This window comes from Burkholderia sp. AW49-1 (genome assembly GCF_053427845.1).
Genome location: NZ_JBSAXF010000017.1, coordinates 98,712 through 118,385, shown reverse-complemented (window position 1 = coordinate 118,385; position 19,674 = coordinate 98,712). Strand labels below are relative to the sequence as shown.

At 65.1% G+C, this 19,674-nt stretch carries 18 protein-coding genes; 1 reads left to right on the top strand and 17 read right to left on the bottom strand.

What is annotated here, in order from left to right; all coding sequences use genetic code 11:
- Positions 1-38 precede the first annotated feature (38 nt).
- From ACV22W_RS23490 to ndk, 17 genes are all read right to left on the bottom strand, one after another.
- Complete coding sequence (locus ACV22W_RS23490; RefSeq protein ID WP_448022082.1) at positions 39-1,952, bottom strand: potassium transporter Kup; 1,914 nt, start codon at positions 1,950-1,952, stop codon at positions 39-41.
- A gap of 273 nt (positions 1,953-2,225) precedes the next feature.
- Positions 2,226-2,822 carry a phosphoribosyltransferase gene (locus ACV22W_RS23485; protein WP_059464415.1) on the bottom strand — a complete coding sequence of 199 codons (597 nt, stop codon included), beginning with the start codon at positions 2,820-2,822 and terminating at the stop codon, positions 2,226-2,228.
- A gap of 8 nt (positions 2,823-2,830) precedes the next feature.
- On the bottom strand, positions 2,831-4,177 hold the full coding sequence (locus ACV22W_RS23480) for an adenylosuccinate synthase (protein ID WP_448022080.1): 1,347 nt from the start codon (positions 4,175-4,177) through the stop codon (positions 2,831-2,833).
- A 113-nt stretch (positions 4,178-4,290) separates the two neighbouring features.
- Entirely contained in the window at positions 4,291-5,439 is a 1,149-nt protein-coding gene (locus ACV22W_RS23475) for an ATP phosphoribosyltransferase regulatory subunit (protein WP_448022078.1), read from the bottom strand.
- Between the two features lie 101 nt (positions 5,440-5,540).
- Complete coding sequence (locus ACV22W_RS23470; protein ID WP_011884960.1) at positions 5,541-5,732, bottom strand: DUF2065 domain-containing protein; 192 nt, start codon at positions 5,730-5,732, stop codon at positions 5,541-5,543.
- A gap of 36 nt (positions 5,733-5,768) precedes the next feature.
- The gene (gene hflC, locus ACV22W_RS23465; RefSeq protein WP_448022075.1) at positions 5,769-6,668 is read right to left on the bottom strand and encodes a protease modulator HflC; all 900 of its coding nucleotides are present in this window, start codon (positions 6,666-6,668) and stop codon (positions 5,769-5,771) included.
- A gap of 15 nt (positions 6,669-6,683) precedes the next feature.
- The gene (gene hflK / locus ACV22W_RS23460) at positions 6,684-8,033 is read right to left on the bottom strand and encodes an FtsH protease activity modulator HflK (RefSeq protein WP_448022073.1); all 1,350 of its coding nucleotides are present in this window, start codon (positions 8,031-8,033) and stop codon (positions 6,684-6,686) included.
- A gap of 47 nt (positions 8,034-8,080) precedes the next feature.
- Positions 8,081-9,256 carry a GTPase HflX gene (hflX, locus tag ACV22W_RS23455; protein ID WP_448022095.1) on the bottom strand — a complete coding sequence of 392 codons (1,176 nt, stop codon included), beginning with the start codon at positions 9,254-9,256 and terminating at the stop codon, positions 8,081-8,083.
- A 72-nt stretch (positions 9,257-9,328) separates the two neighbouring features.
- Positions 9,329-9,568: an RNA chaperone Hfq gene (hfq, locus tag ACV22W_RS23450; RefSeq protein WP_006399927.1), complete on the bottom strand. Its 240-nt coding sequence runs from the start codon at positions 9,566-9,568 to the stop codon at positions 9,329-9,331.
- A gap of 141 nt (positions 9,569-9,709) precedes the next feature.
- A complete protein-coding gene (gene der / locus ACV22W_RS23445) occupies positions 9,710-11,047 on the bottom strand; it encodes a ribosome biogenesis GTPase Der (RefSeq protein WP_448022071.1) in 1,338 nt (445 codons plus the stop codon).
- A 245-nt stretch (positions 11,048-11,292) separates the two neighbouring features.
- Entirely contained in the window at positions 11,293-12,438 is a 1,146-nt protein-coding gene (gene bamB, locus ACV22W_RS23440) for an outer membrane protein assembly factor BamB (protein ID WP_448022069.1), read from the bottom strand.
- A 40-nt stretch (positions 12,439-12,478) separates the two neighbouring features.
- Complete coding sequence (locus tag ACV22W_RS23435; RefSeq protein WP_059529930.1) at positions 12,479-13,108, bottom strand: tetratricopeptide repeat protein; 630 nt, start codon at positions 13,106-13,108, stop codon at positions 12,479-12,481.
- Between the two features lie 55 nt (positions 13,109-13,163).
- A complete protein-coding gene (hisS, locus tag ACV22W_RS23430; protein ID WP_044848982.1) occupies positions 13,164-14,504 on the bottom strand; it encodes a histidine--tRNA ligase in 1,341 nt (446 codons plus the stop codon).
- A gap of 21 nt (positions 14,505-14,525) precedes the next feature.
- The gene (ispG, locus tag ACV22W_RS23425) at positions 14,526-15,830 is read right to left on the bottom strand and encodes a flavodoxin-dependent (E)-4-hydroxy-3-methylbut-2-enyl-diphosphate synthase (RefSeq protein WP_027787235.1); all 1,305 of its coding nucleotides are present in this window, start codon (positions 15,828-15,830) and stop codon (positions 14,526-14,528) included.
- A gap of 106 nt (positions 15,831-15,936) precedes the next feature.
- Positions 15,937-16,962: a helix-turn-helix domain-containing protein gene (locus ACV22W_RS23420; protein ID WP_448022066.1), complete on the bottom strand. Its 1,026-nt coding sequence runs from the start codon at positions 16,960-16,962 to the stop codon at positions 15,937-15,939.
- A 136-nt stretch (positions 16,963-17,098) separates the two neighbouring features.
- The gene (gene rlmN, locus ACV22W_RS23415; RefSeq protein WP_014896906.1) at positions 17,099-18,238 is read right to left on the bottom strand and encodes a 23S rRNA (adenine(2503)-C(2))-methyltransferase RlmN; all 1,140 of its coding nucleotides are present in this window, start codon (positions 18,236-18,238) and stop codon (positions 17,099-17,101) included.
- Between the two features lie 55 nt (positions 18,239-18,293).
- Entirely contained in the window at positions 18,294-18,719 is a 426-nt protein-coding gene (gene ndk / locus ACV22W_RS23410; RefSeq protein WP_006478674.1) for a nucleoside-diphosphate kinase, read from the bottom strand.
- A 250-nt stretch (positions 18,720-18,969) separates the two neighbouring features.
- Between ndk and ACV22W_RS23405 the strand changes: the two genes are divergently transcribed.
- Positions 18,970-19,668, top strand: a complete 699-nt coding sequence (locus ACV22W_RS23405) for a Bax inhibitor-1/YccA family protein (protein ID WP_448022064.1) — start codon at positions 18,970-18,972, stop codon at positions 19,666-19,668.
- Positions 19,669-19,674: the final 6 nt, after the last annotated feature.

Here is a 19,674-nt window from a genome sequence, read left to right as displayed (position 1 = left end):
CGGATCGGCACGGGCCGCATCGGCGGCCCGCGTGCCGGTCAGATTTCGATCTTGGTGCCGAGCTCGACCACGCGGTTCGCCGGGATCGAGAAGAAGTCGGTCGGCTTCGCCGCGTTCTGATGCATCCATGCGAACACACGTTCGCGCCAGATCGACATGCCGGGCAGATGCGTCGGCACGACCGTTTCGCGCGCGAGGAAGAACGACGTGTCCATCAGTTCGAACGTCATGTCGTGCGTGCGGCCGAATTCCTCGAGCACGGCCTTCACGTCCGGCGTCTCGTTGAAGCCGTATTCGGCCTTGACGATGTACAGGCCGCCGCCCGCGTCGCGCGAACTCAGGCGCTTGTCATCGCGCACGTACGGGATGTCGCGCGTGACGAACGTAAGAAAGATGGTCCGCTCGTGCAGCACCTTGTTGTGCTTCAGGTTGTGCAGCAGGCTGACGGGCACGAGCTTGTCGTTACCGGTCAGGTAGATCGCGGTGCCCGACACACGGTGCGGTGGATGCGCGAGCAGCCCCTGCAGGAACGGCTCGAGCGGGATACCGTCGGCAGCCGTACGCTCCTTGACGATGTGGCGGCCCGTGTACCAGGTCATCAACAGGAAGAACAACAGCGCGCCGATGCCGAGCGGCAGCCAGCCGCCCTGCGCGACCTTGAGCAGGTTCGCGCCGAAAAAGCCCAGGTCGACCGCGAGGAACACCGCGATGATCGCGCCGACGAGCAGCCGGTTCCAGTTCCACACCTTCACCATCACGACAGCCGCGAGCACCGTCGTAATCACCATCGTCGCCGTCACCGCGATACCGTATGCGGCCGCGAGGTTGTCGGAGCTCTTGAAGCCGATCACGATGCAGAGGATCACGAACAGCAGCAGCCAGTTCACGACCGGCACATAGATCTGGCCGATCGCCAATTCGGACGTATGCAGCACCTTCATGCGCGGGACGTAGCCGAGCTGGATCGCCTGCGACGTCAGCGAATACGCGCCCGAGATCACGGCCTGCGACGCGATCACGGTCGCAACCGTCGACAGCACGACGAGCGGCAGCAGCGCCCAGTCCGGCGCCAGCAGGAAGAACGGGTTCTCGATCGCCTTCGGGTTCTGGATCAGCAACGCGCCCTGGCCGAAGTAGTTCAGCACGAGCGACGGCATCACGAGCCCGTATGCGGCGAGGCGAATCGGCTTCGCGCCGAAGTGGCCCATGTCCGCGTAGAGCGCTTCCGCGCCGGTCAGCACCAGCACGACCGAACCGAGCACGACATAGGCCTGCAGCAGGTGCTCAGACATGAACGACGCCGCGTAATACGGGTTGATCGCCGCGATGATGCCCGGCACGCGCACGATGTGATATACGCCGAGCGCCGCGATCGCGATGAACCACAGCACCATGATCGGCCCGAACAGCTTGCCGACCATCGCGGTACCGTGACGCTGGATCCAGAACAGCGCGATCAGGATCACGATCGTGATCGGCATCACGAGATGGGACAGGTGCGGCGTCGCGATCTCCAGACCTTCGACCGCCGACATCACGGAAATCGCCGGCGTGATCACGGCGTCGCCGTAGAACATGCACGCGCCGAAAATCCCGAGTGCCATCAGCGCGCCCGCGACGCGGGTTTTCGAGTCGAGCGGCCGCAGCGACAGCGCCATCAGCGCGAGCACGCCGCCCTCGCCGTTGTTGTCGGCACGCATCACGAACAGCAGATACTTGATGCCGACCACCAGGATGATTGCCCAGAACAGCAGCGAGATCACCCCGAGAATCGAGCCTTCGGTGAGCGGAATGCCGTGTGCGGGGCTGAATGCCTCCTTCAGCGCATACAGCGGGCTCGTGCCGATGTCGCCGAACACGACGCCGATGGCCGCTATCGCAAGCGCCCGCATCGAGTGTTGGTGCGTCGAATGCGCATGGGCTGCGTCGGTCGCCTGGATCGTGTCGTTCATATGAAGCTTAATAATCGGGTCCGGTTCGGACAAAACGAGCGCTATTCTACTCGCGCCCCCCTGAAAAACCGTCCTGCCCTGTTGCCCTGAAGCCACGTGATCCACGCCGCGCATGCAATCCCGCGCAAGCTGTGGCAGGGCTGCCATCATAGCCGGGGCCGCGCCGTCTGCCTACCGCGAACGCCGATTGTGGCGCCCACCGGCCCGCCGCCGCAATAAAAAACGGCGCCGCAAGCGGCGCCGTACAAGGCTTTCCTTCGATTGACCGGCCGCTCACGCGCCCGAGCCGTCGCGCTGCGCGCGACCGCGCTTGATCCACGCCTCGAGATTGTGAGGACGAACCGTGTCCCACTCTTCGAACGGCTGATGAATCCACGGATTCGTCGGCAGATACTGCGTGTGATAGTCAGGCTTGACCTTCGAGCAACCCTTGTACCAGAGCACCGCCGAACGCACGGCCTTGACCGCCGGATAGCGCTCCTTCAGGTGCTCCTGCACGCGCGCGAGCGTGACGCCGGAATCGACGAGATCGTCGACCAGCAGCACGTTGCCCTCGAGGTTGCCACGCGTCATCGTGATGTACTGCGCGATGTCGAGCTCGCCCTGCTCCGTGCCGGCCGCTTCGCGATACGAACTCGTCGCGAGGATCGCGAGCGGGACGTCGTAGATGCGCGACAGTTGATCGCCGACGCGCAAACCGCCGCGCGCCAGGCACAGGATCTGATCGAACTTCCAGCCCGATGCATGCACCTGAAGCGCAAGCAGCTCGATCAGACGATGGTATTCGTCCCAGCCCACCCACAGGTTCTTGTCGTCGTTGCGCGGATCGGTCATCAAGTCTGCCGCCGTCATCGTGATTTGCTGCGTCATGCTGAGAATTACACCTTGAACGGATGGCGAAGCAGGATCGTCTCGTCGCGATCCGGCCCCGTCGAAACCATGTCGACCGGCACGCCGGCCACTTCCTGGACACGGGTCAGGTATGCCTGAGCATTCGCCGGCAATGCGTCCCTCGTCTTGATGCCGACCGTGCTTTCCTTCCAGCCGGCGAACGTTTCGTACACGGGCTCGCAGCGCGCGACGTCGGCCGCACCGCGCGGCAGGATGTCCACGTCCTTGCCGTCGATCTTGTAGCCGACGCACAGCTTGACTTCATCGAGGCCGTCGAGCACGTCGAGCTTCGTCATGCACAGGCCCGACACGCCGTTGATCTGGATCGAGCGGCGCAGTGCCGCTGCGTCGAGCCAGCCGGTGCGGCGCGGACGGCCGGTGACCGAGCCGAATTCCTTGCCGACGTTCGCCAGCGTAACGCCGACCTGGTCCTGGCGCTGCGGATTGTCCGCGTCGTACAACTCGCTCGGGAACGGGCCCGAGCCGACACGCGTGCAGTACGCCTTCGTGATGCCGAGGATGTAGTTCAGCTTCTGCGGACCGACGCCGGCGCCGGCCGATGCCGCACCCGCGACGCAGTTGCTCGACGTGACGAACGGATAGGTGCCGTGGTCGATGTCGAGCAGCGTGCCTTGCGCGCCTTCGAACAGCAGATTCTGACCGGCGTTGTTCGCGTCGTACAGGCGGCGCGACACGTCGGCCACCATCGGCTTCAGGCGATCGGCATAGCCGAGCATCGTGTCGAGCGTGGCCTGGAAATCGACGGCTGCGCCACCCAGGTACTGGGTCAGCACGAAGTTGTGGAAGTCGAGATTTTCGCGCAGGCGGTCGGCGAAGGTCTTCGCGTCGAACAGGTCCTGCACGCGCAGCGCGCGGCGGCCGACCTTGTCTTCGTACGCGGGGCCGATGCCACGGCCGGTCGTACCGATCTTGCCGGCGCCCTTGCGCGCTTCGCGCGCCTGGTCGATTGCGATGTGGTACGGCAGGATCAGCGTCGTGGCTTCGGAGATGAACAGGCGATCGCGCACGTTCACGCCGGCCTCTTCCAGCTCGCCGATTTCCTTGAACAGTGCCTCGGGGGACAGGACGACGCCGTTGCCGATGTAGCAGGCGACGCCTTCACGCATGATGCCCGACGGAATGAGGCGCAAGATGGTTTTCTTGCCGCCGATGATGAGGGTGTGGCCGGCGTTGTGTCCGCCCTGGAAACGCACGACGCCCTGAGCGTGGTCCGTCAGCCAGTCGACGATCTTGCCCTTGCCTTCATCACCCCATTGCGTTCCCACGACGACGACATTGCGCCCGGGAGTCACGTTCACTGCGCTGGCAGACATGTTGATTCGTTAGCTGGTTAAAAACGTATTCTACCTATGTTCGCGGGCGATTCCGAATTTTTCCGTTTCGCTTCAACGATATGCACGTCGAACGGCGGCCCGCGAACGCCTGTTTAACGGGGTTCGACCACCCATGCGCCGTTACGCTCGACGAGCGAACGGTCGCAGGCGAACTCGTCGAGTACGTGGTCGTGCCCCGGCAACGCCTGGATCACGACCTCGCCCGCATCGCGCAGCGCCGCAACGGCCGCGCTCAGCGCGTCGTCCTGTGCCCACGGCGCGAGAATCGCGGTACCGCGCGCCTCGATCGGCGAAATCCGCGCGAGCTCGCGCAGGTCGAGCGAGAAGCCCGTCGCCGGGCGAGCGCGTCCGTAGGCTTGGCCGACGTGGTCGTAACGGCCGCCGCGTGCGATCGCGTTCGGTACGCCGTCGATGTACGCCGTGAACATCGCGCCGCTGTGGTACGCGTAGCCACGCAGGTCAGCGAGATCGATCGCCACCTCGACGCCCTTCGCCTGCGCCGCGAGTTGCGCGAGATCGTCGAGCGCCTGCGCGATCTCGGGCAGCGCCGGCAGGCGTGCACGTGCCTCGTCGAGCACGCTCGCGTCGCCGTACAAATGCGGCAGCGCCCGCAGCGCCGCGCGCGTATCGGCGCCGAGATCGTCGGTGAGTTCGTTCAGCAGCGGCACGTCCTTGCCCGACAGCGCGTCGTACAGCGCCTCGCCGCGCTCAGCGGCCTGCGCGTCGCGTGCGAGCAGCGCCGCGAGCACGCCCGCGTGACACAGATCCAGACGGATCCGCGACAGCCCCGCGAGGTGCAGCGCGTCGAGCATCAGCTGCTGGATTTCGAGATCGGCTTCCAGTCCGGCATGTCCGTAGATTTCGGCGCCGATCTGGATCTGCTCGCGCGTCGCATGCAGGCCGCGCGGACGCGTATGCATCACGTGGCCCGCATAACAGAGGCGCGTCACGCCCTGGCGGTTCAGCAGGTGCGCGTCGATACGCGCGACCTGCGGCGTGATGTCCGCGCGCAGGCCCAGCGTGCGGCCCGACAGCTGATCGACCAGCTTGAAGGTGCGCAGGCGCAGATCGGCGCCGCCGCTCGTCAACAGCGACTCGAGATATTCGAGCAGCGGCGGCATCACCATTTCGTAGCCGTACGAACGGAAGCGATCGAGTAGCCTGCGGCGCAGCTCCTCGATCTTGCGCGCTTCCGACGGCAGTACGTCGGCGATATTCTCGGGAAGTAACCAGGTCGACATCGGTACGGTCCTACGACAGGAAACAGGGCGCGACACGCGCGCCGCGAGATGAATCGGAAATCGGAAATCGGGCGGAACGAACGGCGGGTGCGCCGTCCGGATCAGGTGGCGAACAGCAGCAGGACGAGCCCGAGCGCCATCACGATGAGCCCGCCGATCCGGATATGATGCGGCGGCCGCTCCGCTATTCTACGAAACGTGTCGCGCCAGGCGACGGGAAACACGAAGGGGAACGCCCCCTCGATGATCAGCATCAGTGCTACCGCGAGCAACAACGAGCCAGCCAGATCCATGCGAGCGACGGCGCCGCTCGACGCGGCGCCCCAAGGTCAGTGTTTGCGGGGAGCGGGTGCCGCCGGTGCGGCACCGCCCGTCGGGCTGCGCATGAAACGGAAAAACTCGCTGTCGGGGTCGACGACGATGATGTCGTTGCGCTTGAAGGTATTCCGGTAAGCCTGCAGGCTCGCGTAGAACTGGTAGAACTGCGGATCACGGCCGAACGCATCGGCGGCGATCGACGCGGCCTTCGCGTCGCCCTCGCCCTTGATCGTCTGCGCGGACTTGTACGCATTCGCGAGCACCGCCTGCTGTTCGCGTTCCGCGTCGGCCTTGATCTGTTCGACATCGGCGGCGCCATCCGCGCGCACCTGTGCGGCCTGGTCGCGCAGCGCGGCAATCATCCGCTGATAGACGGCATCCGTCTGCGCAGCCGGCAAGTCGACGCGCGTCAACTGCACGTCGACTACGTCGACACCGAAGCCCGATGCCTTCGCGCGCACCGCCTCGCGCGCCGCATTGGCGATGTCGCGCTGGCCGCCGAGCGCGTCGTCGAGCGCGCGCTTGCCGAACGCGTCGCCGAGTGCGCCCTTCAGCGCGCCGGCCAGACGCTCGGTGGCAGCCGCCGGGTCGCCGCCCGTCGCCGTGAAATACTTCATCGGATCGGTGATCCGGTACTTGACCGCATACGCGACGAGCAGGTCGTGCTTGTCTTCGGTCGCCAGTTGCAGCGGATCCGACGACTCGAGCGATTGCAGGCGCGTGTCGATCAGCGTCGCCGTCTGCAGCGGCGGCGGCAGCTTGAAATGGATGCCGGGGCCCGCGAGTTCGGGTTGCGCGCCGTCGCGGCCCGACAGCACGGCAGTGTGGCGCGGGTCGACGGTCAGGACGGTCGATGACGCCGCGAAGGCGGCGATCACGATTGCGACGACGAGCGCAATGATTCGGTTCATGTTCTGCGCTCTCCGTTACTTCGTATCGTCTTCACGCGACCGGCTGCGAAACGCTTCGCGCGACCGCAGCACGTCGCTGCCAGGTGCGGGCGCCGCCGCGGCCGAAGCCGCGCTCGCGGGTGCGCTCGACGCAGCAGCGCCCGAGGCCGGCGCCGCGACGGGCGCGGATGCACCGGCAGGCGCCGCGGCATTCGCGGCGTTTTGTCGCCCCTGCTCGACGAGCTTGTCGAGCGGCAGATACACGACGCTGTTGCCGCCCTTGTTGCCGACGAACACCTTCGTCGCGTTCGAATAGATTTCCTGCATCGTCTCGAGGTACATCCGCTCGCGGATCACCGCGGGCGCCTTCGAATACTGTGCATAGACCTGTTTGAACCGGTCGGCGTCGCCTTCTGCCTCCGTGACCACGCGCTCGGCATACGCCTTCGCTTCGTCGGCGAGTTTCGCGGCATCGCCCTGCGCCTTCGGCAGCAGGTCGTTCGCGTAGGCCTGCGCGGCACGCTTCGCGGCCTCGCGATCTTCGCGCGCCTTCGCGACTTCGGCGTACGCGGCCTGCGTCTGTTCGGGCGCCGCGACGCTCTGCATCGTGACGGCCGTGACCTCGAGGCCCGACTGGTAGCGATCGAGATCGCGCTGGATCGCGGCGGACAATTGCTCACGCAGCGCATCGCGATCCTGGTTCAGCATGTCGGCCGCGCTGCGCGTACCGACGATTGCGCGCACCGCGGCCTGGGCGGCTTGCGACACACTGCGCTCCGGATCGACGCTGCGGAACAGGTAGTCGGTTGCCGAACGAATCCGGTACTGGACGATGAAACGCACGTCCACGATGTCGGCGTCGCGCGTCAGCATCGCCGCTTCCTTCACGTTCGCGAGACGCACGACGTTGTTCCGGCCGATCTCGATCGAACGGACCTGCGATGTATCGACGATTTCGTGCGACGCGAACGGATACGGTGCGCGCCAGTGCACGCCCTGGCCAACCGTGCCGGACAGCTTGCCGAACTGCAGCACGACGCCCGTCTGGCCGTCCTGCACGACGAACAGCCCGCTGCCTGCGTAGACAGCGACCAGCACGCCGATCACGATGCCGACGCCGACGCGCGCGGCCCGGCCATTGTCGGGCCGGAAACCGTTGCCGCCCTTGCCGCCGAACAGGCCGCTCAGACGCCGGTTGAAGTTGCGCCACATCTCATCGAGATCGGGCGGACCGTCACCGTCGCCACCGGGCGGACGCTTCGATTCGTTCGCACGCGGACGGGATCCGTCGTTGCCCTTGCCTTCGCCGCGCCCCCAGCGGGGATCGTTGATCGACAGCAAGGCGCGCATCCGCCGCCAGGTACTCCGCTCGTTGTATTCGTTCACCAGAGTTTGTTCACCAGATTAGACGCCGGCGAACCGGCCGGGACCGGTTAGCGCCCGTGTTCGGAAATCGTGTGGTCTTCGTGTGGTTCAGCGGGTGCGCCGTCGAGCGCGCCGTTGGGTAACGTCGCGCCGGAAAGGTGTTCCGCGGAGGCGATCTCGGCGATGGCGGCACGCAACACATCAAGACCCTGACCGGTGCGTGCGCTCAAAAAGACGCGCGAAATATTACCATACTCGTCCCGCTCGACCGCGTCGCCGCGGGCTGCCAACTCGGGCACGGCGTCGATTTTGTTGAACACCAGCACCTGCCGGATCGTGTCCGCACCGATCTCGTGCAGCACGCCGTTCACCTGCTCGATCTGTTCGAGCCGCACCGCGCTCGACGCGTCGACGACGTGCAGCAGCAGATCCGCATGGATCGTTTCCTCGAGGGTCGCGCGAAATGCGGCAACCAGCTGGTGAGGCAGTTCGCGAATGAACCCGACCGTATCGGACACGACGATCTGGCCTGCCTCGTCGCCGAGGTATACGCGCCGCGACGTCGTATCGAGCGTGGCGAACAGCTGGTCTGCCGCATAAGCCTGCGCTTTCGTCAGCGCATTGAACAGCGTCGACTTGCCCGCGTTCGTATAGCCGACGAGCGACACCGACATCGTGCCGCTGCGCGCGCGCTGCCGACGCTGCGTGCTGTGCTGCCGGCGCAGCCGGTCGAGCCGCGACTTCAGCATCTTGATGCGCTCGCCGATCAGTCGGCGGTCGGTTTCGAGCTGGGTTTCACCGGGGCCGCGCAGGCCGATACCGCCCTTTTGCCGCTCCAGGTGGGTCCACGCACGAATCAGGCGGGTCGACAAGTATTGCAGCTGCGCGAGTTCGACCTGCAGCTTGCCTTCGTGGCTGCGGGCACGCTGCGCGAAGATATCGAGGATGAGGCTGGTGCGATCGACCACTCGCCTGTTAAGCGCCTGCTCCAGATTGCGCTGCTGCGCCGGTGCCAGCGCGTGGTTGAAGATGACGATTTCGACGTTGTGCGCGTCGCAGGCAAGCCGCAATTCTTCGGCTTTGCCGCTGCCGATGAACATCTTGGCATCAGGACTGGCGCGACGGCCCGTGAGGGTGACGGCGGGACGGGCCCCCGCACTGGAGGCGAGAAGACTGAGTTCTTCGAGACTGGCTTCGAAATCGGTCTTGCCGAAGTCGATGCCGACGAGCGCTGCGTTGATCAAATTATCGGGTGTCAAGATAAGGCGGCTGGCATCGGTCGCTCGCGGCGACCGGACGCCGGCCGCTGCGATGGGTTAGGACGAGGCTTCCGCGTCCGGGTGGAAATTCACCGGGCGCGCCGGCACGACCGTCGAGATGGCGTGCTTGTAGACCATCTGGGTCACCGTATTACGGAGCAACACGACGTACTGGTCGAACGATTCAATGTTCCCTTGCAGCTTGATGCCGTTGACGAGATAGATCGAAACGGGAACGTGCTCTTTGCGCAGTGCGTTCAAAAACGGGTCTTGTAACAATTGCCCTTTGTTGCTCATGGCGTACTCCATCTTTTTTTGCAGGTTGATCTTGATTGGCGACGAAGAAAAAGAGATCCGGCGCCAATCGCTACACTATAGCCGATTTTGCATGCACCGCCCGGGCGTAGGCCATGCGGCCTATCCCTTGCAGGACATGCTTCAGCCCTTGTCCGCGTACGGGTTGCTCGACGAACGGAACTCTATGCGCAATGGAGTCCCGGTCAGTGAGAAAGTTTCGCGGAATCGGTTTTCGAGGTAACGCTTGTAGGTTTCCGTCACCGCGTCGAGCGCGTTGCCGTGGATGACGATCAGCGGCGGATTCTGGCCGCCCTGGTGCGCGTAGCGCAGCTTCGGACGCACCGGGCCGCGACGACGCGGCTGCTGGAACTCGACTGCCTCGATCAGCGCGCGCGTGAGCTTCGGCGTCGGCAGTTTCGCCATCGCCGCCGCGTATGCGTCATCGACCGAGCGCATCAGCGCGCCGATACCGGTCTTCTTCGCGGCCGAAATGTAGTGGGATTTCGCGAAGTCGAGGAATTTCAGCTTGCGGGTCAAATCCGCTTTCGCGCGATCGCGTGCGTGGTCGTCGAGACCGTCCCACTTGTTGACGCCGATCACGAGCGCGCGGCCCTGTTCGACGACGAAACCGGCGATGTGCGCGTCCTGATCGGAAATGTCCTGCTGCGCATCCAGCAGAAGAATGACGACGTTCGCGTCGGAGATCGACTGCAGCGTCTTCACGACAGAGAATTTCTCGATCGCCTCGAATACCTTGCCGCGACGTCGCAGGCCCGCGGTGTCGATCAGCGTATATTTTTTGCCGTTGCGCTCGAAGTCGACGTAGATCGAGTCACGCGTCGTGCCCGGCATGTCGAACGCGATCACGCGGTCCTCGCCGATCAGCGCGTTCACGAGCGTCGACTTGCCGACGTTCGGCCGGCCGACGATCGCGATCTTGATGCCGCGCGACGGATCGTCCTCGTCCGCTTCCTCCGGCTGGCCCGCGTATGCGACTTCCAGCGCCTCGTTGATCATGTCGGTCACGCCGTCGCCGTGCGCGGCCGAGATCGCGCGCGGATCGCCGAGTCCGAGCTCGTAGAAGTCCGTCGCGACCGCCGTGTACTTCATCCCCTCGGCCTTGTTGACGACCAGGAAGATCGGCCGGCCGGTCTTGCGCAGGTAGTCGGCGATCGACTTGTCCTGCGGCGCGAGGCCGTTACGGCCGTCGACGATGAACACGACGACGTCGGCTTCTTCGACGGCCTGCCGCGTCTGACGCGCCATCTCGTGCAGGATGCCGTCCTTCGCGACGGGCTCGAAGCCGCCGGTATCGACGACCAGATACGGCCGTGCGCCGACCCGCCCTTCGCCGTAATGGCGATCGCGCGTCAGGCCCGGCAAGTCGGCGACCAGCGCATCGCGCGAACGCGTGAGCCGGTTGAACAGCGTGGATTTCCCCACATTGGGGCGCCCAACGAGGGCAATGACCGGTTTCATCTGTGTTTTCTACGGTGATGCGCAGCAGCGGGAGGCCCGCTGCTGCGGGCGGCTGCGCTGAATGAAAATATCACGAATTCGCGCCGCGCCGGATGCGCGCGCCGGGCGCGCGTTGCGCGCCGTCGTCTTTCGTTTCGAACTGCCTTTCAAATACCGAGCGGCCGGGGACACCGGCCGCCTTCATGCGCGCTATCGCGGCGCGCGGGACGAGCCCGCCGCGCCACGATTGCGCTCGTGCGTGCGCGTCAGCGCGGACGGAACCCGTACAGGCCACCGTCCTTCGTCTGCACGACGAGCGTATTGCCGGCCAGTACCGGCGCCGCGGTAATCGCGCTGCCGTCGGTCTTCATCCGGGCAATGAAGCTGCCGTCCTCACGCGACAGGAAGTGCACGAACCCCTTGTAGTCGCCCATCACGACCGCATGACCGAGCAGGTAGGGCACGCCGACGTCGCGGCTCTTCAGCTTGTCGTTACGCCAAAGCTGGTTGCCGCTCGCCGCGTCGTAGGCCGTCACGACCGACCAGTCGTCGCCGCCGGCGACGACCGAATCGTCCTGCGCGAGACCGCTGCGGCTCGAGAACGCCTTTTCCCACAGCGGACGGCCCGAGTTCGCATCGAAGCAGCCGAGCTGGCCCTGGAACGTGACCGCGCACGCCTCGGCACCCACGAGCGTCGGCGGACCGCTGACGTCGTTGATGCGCTCGACTTCGGTCACGCCCTTCGGGAACGACACGGGCGTCTGCCAGAACGGCTCGCCCGTCTGCAGGTTGATCGCGACGAGACCACCGCCGGGGAAGCCCGCCAGCACGGCGGCATCGCCCGCGAACGTCATGCCTGCCGACACGCGCAGATTCAGCGGCACCGCGCGGTTACGGTAGTTCCACTTCTGTTCGCCCGTCTGCGCGTTGAACGCGATCACCTGGCCGTCGATCGTGCGCACGATCACGAGACCGTTGCCGACCAGCGGCGGCGAGAAGATCTCGCCCTGCACGCTCGTCTTCCACAGCTGCTTGCCGTCGGGGCCCAGCACGAACACACCGCCCTTCAACGCGCCGACGGCGGTCAGGTTGCCGTCGCTGCCGACTCCGGCCGACAGGTCCGAACCGACCTTCGCGCGCCACAGGGTCTGGCCCGTCTTCGCGTCGATCTTCTCGACCGAACCGTTCTCGCCCGCCGCGTAGACGGCGTCGCCAACGGCCACCGGCGAGAACAGGTAGCGCCCGCCCTTGCCGACGCTCGCCTTCCAGACCTGTTGCACGTCCATGACGGGCTTGAACTCGGTGAGCGGCGTCGGCACGCGGCGCGCGTCCTTCGACGACGAGCAGGCCGCCAATGCCAGGACAGCCGCCGCGCAGGCTACGGGCACAGCGTAACGTTTCAGCAAATTCATCGGTTAGCGAAGCAGAGTTAAGAGGTTGAGGGGGCCGGGATCAGCCGCCGAGCGCATCGAGCTTGAACTGCACGAGCTGACGCGCGGACTGGTCGTCCTGCGACAGGCCGGCGAGCGCGAGCTTGTACGCGGCGCGCGCATCGTCGGTCTTGCCTTGCGCCGCAAGCAGATCGCCACGGCGATCAGCCACGAGGCCCTTGAATGCATCGACCGGCGTGCCGGACAGCAGCGCGAGGCCCGCGTCGTACGCCTTCTCGTCGAGCAGCAGCGATGCGAGACGCAGCTTCGCGATCTGCTTGTACTCGTCGTCCTTGGCGTGATCGACGGCCCATTGCAGCTGCGCCTTCGCGCCGGCGGCGTCGCCGGCCGCGTACAACGTCTTCGCAGCCGACAGTGCGGTCATCTGCGCATACGGCGTGCTGCCGAACTTGCTTTCCATGTCGGCGGCCGCGCGGGCCATCGTCGCCTTGTCATTCGCGGCGGCGGCCTTCTGCACCTGCTCGTACAACCCGGAAGCCTCGGCGGCCTGACGGCGCTGCCAGTAATTCCAGCCGTTGAAACCGGCCGCGACGACCAGCGCCGCGAGCACGATCCACGTGGTGAGGTTGCCCCAACGGGCCCACCACGCCTTGAGACTTTCAATCGATTCTTGTTCGTCGTGATAACTCATCGGCGAGCGATTCCTTCCTTTTCAGGCTTTTCTTGTCGAGCGAATGCCAGCGCGATCAGTCGTCGCCGTCTTCGGCGGATGCAACCATCGCATTGATTAGGAATTCGGTCAAGCTTTCGACCGGTACGGTCTGCTGAACGTTCTTTTCCCCGTCCTCGCCCGCACCGCGCAACGCTTTCACGCCCACCGTGCCGTTCGCAACCTCTTCTTCGCCGAAGATCACCGCGAACGCGGCACCGCTCGCATCGGCCCGCTTCATCTGCGACTTGAAGCTTGCCGGGCCGCCGTCGGCGCTACAGTGGAAAATCACGTCGAGGCCCGTATCGCGCAGACGCTCGGCCGCGATGAACGCCTGTTCGCGCGCCGTCTCGCCCTGATGCACCACGTACACGTCGACACCTTCCTGCTCGGGCGCGAGATCCTCTTCCTTCAACAGCTCGAGAATGCGCTCGATGCCCATCGCCCAGCCGCATGCGGCGGTCGGCTTGCCGCCGAGCTGCTCGATCAGCGGATCGTAGCGGCCGCCAGCCGCGACCGTGCCCTGCGCGCCGAGCTTGTCGGTCACCCACTCGAACACGGTCAGATTGTAGTAGTCGAGGCCGCGCACGAGACGCGGATTGATCTTGAACGGGATGTTGTTCGCGAGCAGCAGGCGCTGCAGCCCTTCGAAGTGGGCACGCGACTCGTCGCCGAGGAAGTCGATCAGCTTCGGCGCGTTCTGCGCGATTTCCTGCAGCGCGGGGTTCTTGGTGTCGAGCACGCGCAACGGGTTTGTGTACAAACGACGCTTCGCATCCTCGTCCAGGACATCGGCAAACTGCTCGAGATACTTGATCAGTTCGACGCGGTGCGCGGCACGCTCTTCGGCGAGACCAAGCGAGTTGATCTCGAGCTTGATGCCGGTCAGCCCGAGGTCGTCCCACAGGCGCTGGCACATCATGATGATCTCTGCATCCGCATCCGGGCCCGCGAAGCCGAGCGCCTCGACGCCGACCTGGTGGAACTGGCGGTAGCGGCCGCGCTGCGGACGCTCGTGACGGAACATGGGGCCGATGTACCACAGGCGCTTCGGACCGTCATACAGCATGTTGTGCTCGATCGACGCGCGCACGACGGCCGCGGTGTTCTCCGGGCGCATCGTCAGGTTCTCGCCGTTCAGCGCGTCGGTGAAGCTGTACATTTCCTTCTCGACGATGTCCGTGACTTCGCCGATGCCACGCGTGAAGAGCTGCGTATGTTCGACGATCGGCGTGCGGATGTTCTGATAACCGTACGCGCGCAGCAGCGATTTCACGGTAGCTTCGAAGAACTCCCAGAGGCCGGCATCCTGCGGGAGGATGTCGTTCATGCCCTTGACGCCGGTGAGCTTCTCGATCTTGCGTTTCTGTTCAGTCATCGTTCGTGTGTGTGGACGAATTTAGTTCAGGGCCTCGGTGCGGCCGTAATTGCGTGCGACGTAGTCGCTGACGATCTGCTGGAATTCCTCGGCGATCCGCTCACCGCGCAGCGTCTTGACCTTCTCGCCGTCGATGAAGACGGGCGCGGCCGGGTTTTCGCCCGAACCCGGCAGGCTGATGCCGATGTTCGCGTGCTTCGACTCGCCCGGGCCGTTGACGATGCAGCCCATCACCGCGACGTTCATCTTCTCGACGCCAGGATATTCCTTGCGCCAGACCGGCATCTGCTCACGCAGATAGGTCTGGATCTGCATCGCGAGTTCCTGGAACAGCGTGCTCGTCGTGCGGCCGCAGCCCGGGCATGCGATCACCATCGGCGCGAACGAGCGCAGACCCATCGTCTGCAGGATTTCCTGGCCGACGATCACTTCGCCCGTGCGCGACGCGCCCGGCTCCGGCGTCAGCGAAATGCGGATCGTGTCGCCGATCCCTTCCTGCAGCAGCACGCCGAGCGCGGCCGTCGAAGCGACGATGCCCTTCGAGCCCATGCCGGCCTCGGTCAGACCGAGGTGCAGCGCGAAGCCGCAGCGGCGGCCGAGCTCACGGTACACGGCGATCAGGTCCTGCACGCCGCTGACCTTGCAGGACAGCACGATGCGGTCACGGCCGAGACCCAGTTCGACCGCGCGCTCGGCCGAGCCGATTGCCGACTGGATCAGCGCTTCGTACATCACGCTCTGCGCATCCCACGGCTGCGAACGCGCGCCGTTCTCATCCATCATGCGCGCGAGCAGGTCCTGGTCGAGACTGCCCCAGTTCACGCCGATTCGCACCGGCTTGTCGTACTTTGCTGCGGCTTCGATCATCTGCGCGAACTGCGTGTCGCGCTTCGCGCCCTGGCCGACGTTACCCGGGTTGATCCGATACTTCGACAGCGACTCCGCGCAGCCCGGGTAGTCGCGCAGCAGCAGGTGGCCGTTGTAGTGAAAATCCCCGACGAGCGGGACGGTCACGCCCATCCGGTCGAGCTGCTCGCGGATCGCCGGCACCGCAGCCGCGGCCTCCGGCGTATTGACCGTGATGCGCACCAGTTCGGAGCCCGCGTTCGCGAGCTCCTTGATCTGGATCGCCGTGCCGATCGCATCGGCCGTGTCGGTGTTCGTCATCGACTGCACGCGCACCGGCGCATCGCCGCCGATCGTCACGAGCTGCCCGCCCCAACGAACATCCACCGCATGCGACACGCGACGCGGCTGATGCCCGCCGAACACCGGCTCGGTTGAACAAATCTGACTGCTGCGTGGGGATTGAGCTTCGGATTGCATCGATAGATCCATTTACGCGGAATGCGCCGCAAGGCGGCGCATGAATTGAAAAAGCGCCGTGCCCTTGCGGCCTGTCCAGGGCAGGCCTGCGTCACGGCGCTTGACGTCAGGGCAGCGTGAACCGCGCCACGTTACCCCGCGCTGCCGAATATTTCGCCGGATCGACAGGCTTTCCGTCGAACGCGACCGTATCAAGACCTGCCTTGTTCCCGATCGTGACCTTGAACGGCCCGTCGCCGGCGACCTGCTTCGTCTCGCCGGCCCGCACCAGCGCCGAGAACAGCTCCTTGCCGTTCTTGTCACGCACGCTGAACCAGCAATCCTGCTTGACCTTCAGTTCGACCATCGACTGCCCTGCCGCCGCCACGACGCTCGCGGGCTGCGCCGGCACGGCCGCGCCGCTCGCCGCTGCTGTCGCGACGATCGGTTGCGACGCAGGCACGACGGCCGTCGGGGCCGGGGCTGAAGCAACCGGAGCAGCCGATGCAACGGCTTGCGGTGCCGCGGCGGATGCTGCAACCTGCGCCGGGACGTCGTTGCCGACTGCCGTCGACGCGCCGCCCGCGGCCGCCTCGTCGGCGGAAGACGCTGCCGGCGCGCTCGCCGCCGACGCATGTTCGGTGTCGCCACCGCCCTTGAAGCGGGCGAGCCAGCTCGACGAATCGCCGCCAGTGTGCCACATGAGCACCGCGATCACCGCGACGACAACGATCGCCGTTCCCCACAGCCACGGATGATGGCGCGACGAACCGCCGAGCGGAATCGACACGCGACCGCGCGGCAGATCCGTCCCCGACGACGCGGGCATCGACAGATCGACTTCCGGCACGCCGCGCTCGCGGCGCAATGCCTGGGCAAACGGCTCGGGATCGACACCGAGCATTTTCGCGTAGCTGCGCACGACACCGAGCGCGAACGTCACGCCGGGTAAATGGCTGATGTCGCCTGCCTCTAGGGCACGCAACTTCTGCGGGGCGACCTTGAGCCGCGCCGACACGTCGTCGACCGTCCAGCCCTTCGCCTCCCGGAGCTGCGCCAGCCGGCTGCCGACGGCCGCCAACGTTTCAAGCCCTGCCTGCGCCGGCTTCGCGGCATTCGTCTCTGCGCCGTTTGTCGGCTGCGGCTCACTCATCCTTGTCCTCGCGTCGATTCTTCTTCACTGGCGGGCGCCGCCGGCTCCCGCAACCGTCCATATCATGCGCGGCGCCGAGGCGCCGCGACCGATCGCTATTCGCGTGTTGTACCGCCAAAAGGTTCGGGCATCCCCGTCAAACCGCCCGAACTTCGATGATTTTTGCTGCTGCGCCCGTTCGCTCCGCCAGGCGCGTGCGATCCTTCACGGCGCCGGCCAGCTGGCCGCACGCGGCATCAATGTCGTCGCCGCGCGTCTTGCGCACGGTCGTGACGACACCCGCGTCGATGAGGACCTGTGCGAAACGCTTGATCTGCTCTGGCTTCGAGCGGATGAGGCCCGATTCCGGAAACGGATTGAACGGGATCAGATTGAACTTGCAGGGCACGTCGCGCGTGACGGCCAGCAGTTCGCGCGCATGCGCTTCGGTGTCGTTGACGCCGTCGAGCATGCAGTATTCGAAAGTAATGAAGTCGCGTGGCGCAACTTTCAGGTAACGCTGGCACGCGGCCATCAGCTCGCGAAGCGGATGCTTCTTGTTGAGCGGCACCAGCTCGTCGCGCAGCGCGTCGTTCGGCGCGTGCAGCGAAACGGCGAGCGCGACCGGCAATTCGGCGCCGAGGCGGTCCATCATCGGCACCACGCCGGACGTCGACAACGTGACGCGGCGACGCGACAGGCCGTAGGCGTTGTCGTCGAGCATCAGCCGCATCGCGGGCACGACCGCGCTGTAGTTCAGCAGCGGCTCGCCCATGCCCATCATCACCACGTTGGTGACGACCCGTTCGGCCTTGCCGTTCGGACCGGGCGCGCGACCAAGCGACGCACGCAGCGCAAATTCGGCCATCCGGAGCTGGCCGATGATTTCGGCTGTCGACAGGTTGCGGGAGAAACCCTGCTTGCCCGTCGAGCAGAAGCGGCAGTTGACCGCACACCCGGCCTGCGACGACACGCACAGCGTGCCGCGCGTCTCTTCCGGGATGAAAACGGTTTCGACCGCGTTGCCGTTTCCGACGTCGATCAGCCACTTGCGCGTGCCGTCGGTGGAAACGTGATCGCTGACGATATCGGGCATCACGATCGACGCGCGGCCCTTGAGCTTTTCTCTCAGGGACTTCGCGAGGTCGGTCATGCCGTCGAAATCGCCGGCGTTGTACTGATGGATCCAGCGCTGCAACTGCTTGGCGCGGAACGGCTTCTCGCCGAGGCTGCCGCAGTACGCGACAAGACCCTCGGCATCGAAGTCGAGAAGATTGACGGAAGTTTCGCTCGTCATGATGTGCTGCCTTGCCGCGTGCGCTGAATCCTGCCTACTTGTTGCCAGCCAGGGCTTAGCGCGAGTAGACGTTCATTTCCGGGAAGAAGAACGCGATTTCGACCGCGGCCGTTTCGGCAGCGTCCGAGCCGTGCACGGCGTTCGCGTCGATGCTGTCGGCGAAGTCGGCGCGAATCGTGCCCTTTTCCGCCTTCTTCGGATCCGTCGCACCCATCAGGTCGCGGTTCTTCAGGATCGCGCCTTCACCTTCCAGAACCTGGATCATCACCGGGCCCGAGATCATGAAATCGACGAGATCCTTGAAGAACGGGCGCGCTGCGTGAACTGCGTAGAACTTCTCTGCATCCGCACGCGACAGATGTGCCATGCGCGATGCGACGATCTTCAGGCCGGCGCCTTCGAAACGGCTGTAGATCTGGCCGATCACGTTCTTTGCCACCGCATCCGGCTTGATGATCGACAGGGTGCGCTCGATTGCCATAAAAACTCCAAGAAATTAAGAAGTTACGGGTTCAAATGAATCCGCTATTGTAGCACGATCCCGTGTATCATTGCGATTGAACCCTTACACGAGTGAAAGGTTCAGAATCCATATGTTTTTACGCCGTCCGGCCATTGAAACCTCGCGGCGCGGAACGTATCTTAGCCATAGCTGCTCTGGTTTGCTGCGCCGCACACCGCGCGCGCCGAACCGGGCCGGGACGCCCACGCGTTCAATGTTAGGAGAAACCATGAACGACTATCCGTACAATTTCGGCCGCGGCGGCTCCGTCAGCACCGCGGAGGTCCGCAATCGCGTGCTGCGGAACACGTACTGGCTGCTCGCGCTGTCGATGGTGCCGACGGTGCTGGGCGCATGGGTCGGCGTCGCGACGGGCTTCTCGCTGTTCGCGGCCACGAGCCCGATGATGAGCCTGCTCGCGTTCTTCGCGATCGCGTTCGGCTTCATGTTCGCGATCGAGCGGACGAAAAACAGCGGGGCCGGCGTGTTCGTGCTGCTCGGCTTCACGTTCTTCATGGGCCTGATGCTGTCGCGCCTGCTCAGCTTCATCCTCGGCTTCTCGAACGGCCCGTCACTGATCATGCTCGCATTCGGCGGCACCGGCATCATCTTCGCCACGATGGCGACGATCGCCACGGTCAGCAAGCGCGACTTCTCGGGGCTCGGCAAGTGGCTGTTCATGGGCGTGATCGTGATCCTGCTTGCTTCGGTCGCGAACGTCTTCCTGCAACTGCCGGCGCTGATGCTCACCGTGTCGGTGCTCGCGATCGCGATCTTCTCGGCCTACATGCTGTTCGACGTCCAGCGCGTCGTGAACGGCGGCGAGACGAACTACATCTCGGCTACGCTTGCGATCTATCTCGATCTGTACAACGTGTTCACGAACCTGCTCGCGCTGCTGGGCATCTTCGGCGGGAACCGCAACTGACGGTCG

Excerpts from the sequence above, each read along its gene's own strand:
- ACV22W_RS23490 (WP_448022082.1), bottom strand. The coding sequence starts at position 1,952 with ATGAACGACACGATCCAGGCGACCGACGCAGCCCATGCGCATTCGACG.
- ACV22W_RS23485 (WP_059464415.1), bottom strand. The coding sequence starts at position 2,822 with ATGACGCAGCAAATCACGATGACGGCGGCAGACTTGATGACCGATCCG.
- ACV22W_RS23480 (WP_448022080.1), bottom strand. The coding sequence starts at position 4,177 with ATGTCTGCCAGCGCAGTGAACGTGACTCCCGGGCGCAATGTCGTCGTC.
- ACV22W_RS23475 (WP_448022078.1), bottom strand. The coding sequence starts at position 5,439 with ATGTCGACCTGGTTACTTCCCGAGAATATCGCCGACGTACTGCCGTCG.
- ACV22W_RS23470 (WP_011884960.1), bottom strand. The coding sequence starts at position 5,732 with ATGGATCTGGCTGGCTCGTTGTTGCTCGCGGTAGCACTGATGCTGATC.
- hflC (WP_448022075.1), bottom strand. The coding sequence starts at position 6,668 with ATGAACCGAATCATTGCGCTCGTCGTCGCAATCGTGATCGCCGCCTTC.
- hfq (WP_006399927.1), bottom strand. The coding sequence starts at position 9,568 with ATGAGCAACAAAGGGCAATTGTTACAAGACCCGTTTTTGAACGCACTG.
- der (WP_448022071.1), bottom strand. The coding sequence starts at position 11,047 with ATGAAACCGGTCATTGCCCTCGTTGGGCGCCCCAATGTGGGGAAATCC.
- bamB (WP_448022069.1), bottom strand. The coding sequence starts at position 12,438 with ATGAATTTGCTGAAACGTTACGCTGTGCCCGTAGCCTGCGCGGCGGCT.
- ACV22W_RS23435 (WP_059529930.1), bottom strand. The coding sequence starts at position 13,108 with ATGAGTTATCACGACGAACAAGAATCGATTGAAAGTCTCAAGGCGTGG.
- hisS (WP_044848982.1), bottom strand. The coding sequence starts at position 14,504 with ATGACTGAACAGAAACGCAAGATCGAGAAGCTCACCGGCGTCAAGGGC.
- ispG (WP_027787235.1), bottom strand. The coding sequence starts at position 15,830 with ATGCAATCCGAAGCTCAATCCCCACGCAGCAGTCAGATTTGTTCAACC.
- ACV22W_RS23420 (WP_448022066.1), bottom strand. The coding sequence starts at position 16,962 with ATGAGTGAGCCGCAGCCGACAAACGGCGCAGAGACGAATGCCGCGAAG.
- rlmN (WP_014896906.1), bottom strand. The coding sequence starts at position 18,238 with ATGACGAGCGAAACTTCCGTCAATCTTCTCGACTTCGATGCCGAGGGT.
- ndk (WP_006478674.1), bottom strand. The coding sequence starts at position 18,719 with ATGGCAATCGAGCGCACCCTGTCGATCATCAAGCCGGATGCGGTGGCA.
- ACV22W_RS23405 (WP_448022064.1), top strand. The coding sequence starts at position 18,970 with ATGAACGACTATCCGTACAATTTCGGCCGCGGCGGCTCCGTCAGCACC.